Below are 6,349 nucleotides of genomic sequence, written 5' to 3' on the forward strand. Positions count from 1 at the left end.
GCCGCGCGGGGTCCGCTGCGGCCGGCGGCCTGGCCGCTCCGGGCCCGCAACCTGCTGGTGTACGGCCCGCTGGCGCTGCTGGTGCCGATGGTCCAGCTGATCGTCCTCGCGGTCGCCGGGGCGGACGCGGCGAGCCTGGTGGCGCTGGTCGTCGGGCTGCCGATGCCGGCGGTCGCGTTCGGGGTGGGCTGGGTGGCGGTGGGTCGACTCTTCCCGCCGCGCCCGGGCGAGCGGCTGACCGGACGCCCCGGCTGGGGGCGCTGACCTGCCTGGTGCCGGCGGTGGTGACGGCCAGCGTGATCATGCTGGCGCTGCTGGCCGGCTGAGACGCGACGGCCGCCCCGCCCCCACGGGGGGCGACGCGGCCGGTCGGGTTGCTACGGATCAGCGCGGGATGATCAGGGCCATCGCCTCGGCCCGCGACTTCGCGTCGTGCTGGAGGGTGCCCCGCACCGCGGAGGTGATGGTCTGGGCGCCACTCTTCTGGATGCCGCGCATCGCCATGCACATGTGCTCGCACTGAAGCACCACGACGACGCCGCGCGGCGCCAGCTTGCTCATCAGCAGGTCGGCGATCTGCGAGGTGAGCCGCTCCTGGACCTGCGGGCGGCGGGCGAAGACCTCGACCAGCCGGGCCAGCTTGGACAGGCCGGTGATCCGGCGTCCGGCCCGGGGATGTAGCCGATGTGGGCGCTGCCCCGGAACGGCAGCAGGTGATGCTCGCAGAGGCTCATCACGTCGATGTCCCGGACGAGCACCAGCTCCTGGTGGTTGGCCTCGAACGTGGTGCTGAGCACCTGGGCCGGTCGACCCGGAGGCCGGCGAAGAGTTCCGCGTACGCCCGGGCCACCCGGGCCGGGGTCTGTTGGAGTCCGTCGCGGTCGGGGTCCTCCCCGACCGCGATGAGGATCTCGCGGACGGCCTTCTCGATCCGGGCGAGGTCCATGGTTTCCTCGATCGGACGGCCGGTCAGCTTGCCGCTGATCAGCCGGGCCGCAACGTAGTCCAGGGCCTCGTCGCCGTCGGGCTCGGTCGACGAGGCGGCCAGCCCCGAGTTCTCGGGGCTGGCCGCGGCGTCCGTGTTCAGTGGGTACCGTCCGAGTTGTTCGAGCCGCCGACCGACGCGCCGTCTGCCTGCGCCTGGGCCTTGAGCTTGTCCTTCTCGGCCGGGGTGAGCACCGGGGGCTCGGTGGAGGGCTGACGCTTGCCGAAGCCGTTGTAGGGGGCCATCGGCGGGCGCTTCGCCACCCGGGCGCAGATCCGGGCCATGTCGGCGGTGGAGAGGGTCTCCTTCTCCATCAGCTCCAGGACGATGTTGTCCAGGACGTCCCGGTATTCCACCAGGATCTCCCAGGCCTCGTCGTGGGCCAGCTCGATCAGGGCCCGCATCTCGCCGTCGATCTCGGCCGCCACCGCGTCGGAGTAGTCCCGCTCGTGGCCCATGTTGCGGCCGAGGAACGGCTCGTCGCCGCTGGTGCCGTACTTGATCGCACCGAGCTTGGAGCTCATGCCGTACTGGGTGATCATCGCGCGGGCCAGCTGGGTGGCCTTCTCGATGTCGTTGCCGGCGCCGGTGGTCGGCTCGTGGAAGACCAGTTCCTCGGCGGCCCGGCCACCCAGCGCGTACGCCAGGGTGTCGACCATCTCGGCGCGGGTCTGGGTGTACTTGTCCTCGGTCGGCAGGACCAGGGTGTGGCCCAGCGAGCGGCCGCGGGACAGGATGGTCACCTTGTGCACCGGCGCCGCGTGCGGCAGCGCCCAGGCGACCAGCGCGTGGCCACCCTCGTGGTACGCGGTGATCTTCTTCTCCTGGTCGCTCATCACCCGGGTCCGGCGCTGCGGACCGGCGATCACCCGGTCGATCGACTCCTCCAGGGAGTCGTTGGTGATCGCCCGCTGGTCCTTGCGGGCGGTGAGCAGTGCCGACTCGTTGATCACGTTGGCGAGGTCGGCGCCGCTGAAGCCGGGGGTACGCCGGGCCACCGAGTCGAGGTCGACGTCGGGGGTGAACGGCTTGCCCTTGGCGTGCACCCGCAGGATCGCCTTGCGGCCCTCCATGTCGGGGGCGTCCACCGGGATCTGCCGGTCGAAGCGGCCCGGGCGCAGCAGCGCCGGGTCGAGGATGTCCGGCCGGTTGGTGGCGGCGATCAGGATGACCCCGCCCTTGGTGTCGAAGCCGTCCATCTCGACGAGCAGCTGGTTGAGGGTCTGCTCGCGCTCGTCGTGGCCGCCGCCCATGCCGGCGCCACGGTGCCGGCCGACGGCGTCGATCTCGTCGACGAAGACGATCGCCGGGGCGTTCGCCTTGGCCTGCTCGAAGAGGTCGCGGACCCGGCTCGCGCCGACACCGACGAACATCTCCACGAAGTCGGAGCCGGAGATCGAGTAGAACGGCACCCCGGCCTCGCCGGCCACCGCGCGGGCGAGCAGCGTCTTACCGGTACCGGGCGGGCCGAAGAGCAGCACGCCCTTGGGGATCTTGGCGCCCAGGGCCTGGTACTTCGCCGGGTTCTGCAGGAAGTCCTTGATCTCGTGCAGCTCCTCGACGGCCTCCTCGGCCCCCGCCACGTCAGCGAACGTGGTCTTCGGCGTGTCCTTGGTGATCATCTTCGCCTTGGACTTGCCGAAGTTGAGCACCCGGGAGCCGCCGCCCTGCATCTGCGACATGAAGAAGATCAGCAGGAGCACCAGCAGGGCGATCGGGAGCAGGTTGACCAGCAGGCTCACCCAGATGCTGTCGGACGACACCTTGGCGTCGGCCGGGCCGGTGACCCGGTTGGCCGCCTTCGCCGCGAGGACGTCGTTCCAGACCTCGTCGCCGACCTCGTACGGGAACTGGGCCTCGATACGGTCGGTCGTGGTGTCGCCGAACTTGGTCTTCTCGGCCAGGTTGAGCTGGAGCGTCTGCTCCTTGTCCTGGAAGACGACCTTGTTGATCTTGGCGGTGTGGAGCTGGTCGAGCGCAACGGAAGTGTCCACGCGGTGGTAGCTGGGACCAGCGGTGAACAGCTGACTGAGCACAACGGCGCCGAGGATGACCAGGATGATCCAGACCACCGGTCGGCGGAAGAAACGCGTACGTTCCATGCTGTTGTCGAGCGCCGAGACGCCCGCATCCTCCTGATCGACGTCCTGACCGTCTGAATGGTGTCGCCGCGTTGGCGGCGCCGAGCCGCCGTGCGGGCCGGCCTCGACCCCGAGGCGCGCGAACTGCCGCGCCGCGGTCATTCGACGGTACACCGTGTGCGCCAGGAGTGAGCTTCTGAGCCCAGCACTTACGCGGACGGCGAACCGGGGTTCAGCCGGTGTGGCGGGAGCTCCGCACCCGGCCACCCGACCGCCGGTCACACACCAGTCGAGGGGTCGGGCGTGGAGATTGCCTCCACGCCACCGGCACCTACCGTAGTCCGATTTGCTGAGAGCCCGCTGAACGTCCGCTCGATGGACACCGATGCGAGCAGCTCTCAGCCCGGCCGGGGCGCGACCACCGCCGGGCCGCCGGCGGGCGTGGACCCGGCCGGCGACGGGCTCAGGCCCGGGCGTAGACCTCCGGCTTGAGCACGCCGACATAGGGCAGCTCCCGGTAGCGCTCGCCGAAGTCGAGGCCGTAGCCGACCACGAACTCGGTCGGGATGTCGAAGCCGACGTACTTCACCGGGACGGGGACCTTCACCGCGTCCGGCTTGCGGAACAGGGCGACCACCTCGACGCTGGCCGCGGAGCGGGACTCCAGGTAGCGCAGCAGCCAGGAGAGGGTCAGCCCGGAGTCGACGATGTCCTCGACCACGACCACGTGCCGGCCGGCGATGTCCCGGTCCAGGTCCTTGAGGATGCGGACCACGCCGGAGGAGGTGGTGCCCTGGCCGTACGAGGAGATGGCCATGAAGTCCAGCTCGGCCGGCGGGCCGTTCCGGCCCAGCGCCCGGGCGAAGTCGGCCATGAACATGACCGCGCCCTTGAGCACGCAGACGAGCAGGAGTCCGTCCTCGACGCCGGCGTAGTCCGCCGAGACCTGCTTGGCCAGTTCTGCGGTCTTCTCGCGGATCTGCGCCTCGGAAATGATCACGTGATCGATGTCGGCGTCGTACCAGGAGCCGTCAGCCATGACTCCTAGCCTGCCGTACGCCGGCTGGCCTCCGTCGGCGGGGCCGCCCCTTTTGGAGCGGTCCCGCCAGGGATTTTTTCGGCAATCCGGACCAATCACCTCAGCAGGTACGGGACTGCCAGCGGCGGCCCTGGTCGGTCGGCTTCCAGTCGGCCGAGTCGTGGCTGTCCGCGGTGAGGCCGGCGGCCGAGGCGACGACCAGACCGACGAGGAAGAGCAGAAGCAGCAGGAGTTCCATGGCGGCGCTCGCTTTCGCGTTGTTTGGACTGTTATCGCCGCCGGTGCGCACCGGACTGGTACCAGTTTCCGCCCGCCACGCGGACCCGGACAGTGGCAGGAATGCCATTGCCCCTCGATTTCCTGCCACCGGCGGGGTTACCCTCGTCACATGCTCCGATCCGTCGCCGTCCTCGCGCTCGACCAGGTCGCCCCGTTCGAGCTCGGCGTGCTCGCCGAGGTCTTCGGCACCGACCGCACCGCGGACGGGTTCCCCGGCTACCGGTTCGCCGTCTGCACCGCCGACGGCGGCCCCGTCCGCACCTCCTCGGGCTTCGGGCTGACCCCGCACGCCGACCTCGGCCCGGTCGAGGAGGCCGACCTGGTCGCCGTGCCGGCGCACAACCAGGGCGGCGCGGTGCCCGAGCCGGTGCTGGACGCGCTGCGCCGGGCCGCCGACCGGGGGGCGTACCTGCTCAGCGTCTGCTCGGGCGCGTTCGTGCTGGGCGCCGCCGGGCTGCTCGACGGTCGGGAGTGCACCACCCACTGGCGGTACGTCGACGAACTGCAAAGCCGCCACCCGGCGGCCCGGGTCCGGTGCAACTCGCTCTACGTCGCCGACGGGCGGGTGCTCACCAGCGCCGGCACCGCCGCCGGCATCGACGCCTGCCTGCACCTGGTCCGCCAGGAGCACGGCTCCGCCACCGCCACCCGGCTGGCCCGCCGGATGGTCGTCCCCCCGCACCGCGACGGCGGCCAGTCCCAGTACGTCGAGGCGCCGATCCCGGTCACGCCGGAGGCCCCCACGCTGGAGCCGGTGCTGAGCTGGCTGATCGGGCACCTGGACCGGCCGACCACGGTGGACGAGCTGGCCGCCCGGGCCGGCATGTCGGCGCGGACCTTCGCCCGCCGGTTCCGGGCCGAGACCGGCACCACCCCGCACGACTGGCTGACCAACCAGCGGGTGCTGCTGGCCCGCCGGCTGCTGGAGGAGACCCGGCTCAGCGTCGACACCGTCGCGGACCGGGCCGGCTTCGGCGACGCCGCCGCCCTACGCCACCACTTCACCCGCCGCGTAGGCACCACCCCCCACGCCTACCGCACCACCTTCCGCGACCGAGTAACCACCACCTGACCCGATTCAACCCACCCAAGAGCCAGCACCGCCCACCCGCGCCAGGCACCCGAGCGAACGGGTATAGAGGCGAACAGGCGGGCGACGAGGCCGAGCATCCGGCACCACCGCCACCACCACAGATGACCCCACCCACCGACGCGGACCACCCAGCCCGACCCGCACGGGTTCGCCGGAGCCGACCCGCGCAGGGATCAAGCCTGACCGCCCGGAGCGGGTCGGGCTCCGGCGAAACCCACCCCGACAGAGCACGGACCGCAAGAGTCAGAACCCGACCGCAGCCCCATCCACCCGAGACTCCGACCCCACCACGTACCCACCCGACGAGCCACGCCAGATCGCCTGCCCGTACCCGAAGACCGAAGGCTCCTCCGCGACGGTCACCTCGTGCCCCCGCGAGCGCAACCCCGCGACCAGGCCGGGCACCGCCGCCAGCGCCGGCTCGACCAGCAGGGTCCGGCCGGCGTGCCAGTACCAGCGGGGAGCGTCCAGCGCGGCCTGCGGGTCGAGGCCGGCGTCCACGGTGGCGGAGACCAGCTGGACGTGCCCCTGCGGCTGCATGTGCCCGCCCATCACGCCGAACGGCCCGACCGGGGCGCCGTCGCGGATCAGGAAGCCCGGGATGATGGTGTGGAAGGGCCGCTTGGCCGGCCCGACCACGTTCGGGTGCGCCGGGTCGAGCCGGAAACCGAGGCCCCGGTTCTGCAGCGCGAAGCCGTGGCCGGGCAGCACCACCCGGGAGCCGAACGCCAGGTAGGTGGACTGGATCAGGCTGACCATCATCCGCCGGCGTCGGCGGTGCACAGGTAGACCGTGCCGCCGCGCTCCGGGTCGCCGGCCACCGGGTCGCCGGCCCGGTCGGTGACCAGGGCCCGCCGGGCCGCCCGCGTAGC

5 protein-coding genes and 2 pseudogenes are annotated in these 6,349 nt (G+C 71.7%); 2 read left to right on the forward strand and 5 right to left on the reverse strand.

The window, feature by feature from the left end:
* Positions 1-326: pseudogene (locus tag JNW89_RS24030) on the forward strand (hypothetical protein); the annotation flags it as partial.
* Positions 327-384: 58 nt separating this feature from the next.
* Here JNW89_RS24030 and folE read toward each other — a convergent pair.
* From folE to JNW89_RS24050, 4 genes and pseudogenes are all read right to left on the reverse strand, one after another.
* Positions 385-1,048: pseudogene (folE, locus tag JNW89_RS24035) on the reverse strand (GTP cyclohydrolase I FolE).
* 35 nt (positions 1,049-1,083) lie between these two features.
* Positions 1,084-3,087 carry an ATP-dependent zinc metalloprotease FtsH gene (gene ftsH, locus JNW89_RS24040; protein WP_238450606.1) on the reverse strand — a complete coding sequence of 668 codons (2,004 nt, stop codon included), beginning with the start codon at positions 3,085-3,087 and terminating at the stop codon, positions 1,084-1,086.
* Positions 3,088-3,529: 442 nt separating this feature from the next.
* Positions 3,530-4,105 (reverse strand): hypoxanthine phosphoribosyltransferase, encoded by a 576-nt coding sequence (gene hpt, locus JNW89_RS24045; protein ID WP_238450602.1) that lies wholly within the window; start codon positions 4,103-4,105, stop codon positions 3,530-3,532.
* 100 nt (positions 4,106-4,205) lie between these two features.
* Positions 4,206-4,343, reverse strand: a complete 138-nt coding sequence (locus JNW89_RS24050; RefSeq protein ID WP_238450603.1) for a hypothetical protein — start codon at positions 4,341-4,343, stop codon at positions 4,206-4,208.
* 150 nt (positions 4,344-4,493) lie between these two features.
* Here JNW89_RS24050 and JNW89_RS24055 point away from each other — a divergent pair, with 150 nt between their 5' ends.
* Positions 4,494-5,456, forward strand: coding sequence for a GlxA family transcriptional regulator (locus JNW89_RS24055; RefSeq protein WP_238450604.1), 963 nt, complete (start codon positions 4,494-4,496; stop codon positions 5,454-5,456).
* A 264-nt stretch (positions 5,457-5,720) separates the two neighbouring features.
* Here JNW89_RS24055 and JNW89_RS24060 read toward each other — a convergent pair whose 3' ends face one another.
* Positions 5,721-6,260 carry a gamma-glutamyltransferase gene (locus tag JNW89_RS24060; RefSeq protein WP_238450605.1) on the reverse strand — a complete coding sequence of 180 codons (540 nt, stop codon included), beginning with the start codon at positions 6,258-6,260 and terminating at the stop codon, positions 5,721-5,723.
* Between the last annotated feature and the right edge of the window lie 89 nt (positions 6,261-6,349).

The sequence above is a fragment of the Micromonospora sp. 4G55 genome, assembly GCF_016803375.1.

What these genes read in the sequence shown, in the direction of transcription:
- JNW89_RS24055 (WP_238450604.1), top strand. Translation starts at nt 4,494, where the DNA reads ATGCTCCGATCCGTCGCCGTCCTCGCGCTCGACCAGGTCGCCCCGTTC.
- ftsH (WP_238450606.1), bottom strand. Translation starts at nt 3,087, where the DNA reads ATGGAACGTACGCGTTTCTTCCGCCGACCGGTGGTCTGGATCATCCTG.
- JNW89_RS24050 (WP_238450603.1), bottom strand. Translation starts at nt 4,343, where the DNA reads ATGGAACTCCTGCTGCTTCTGCTCTTCCTCGTCGGTCTGGTCGTCGCC.
- hpt (WP_238450602.1), bottom strand. Translation starts at nt 4,105, where the DNA reads ATGGCTGACGGCTCCTGGTACGACGCCGACATCGATCACGTGATCATT.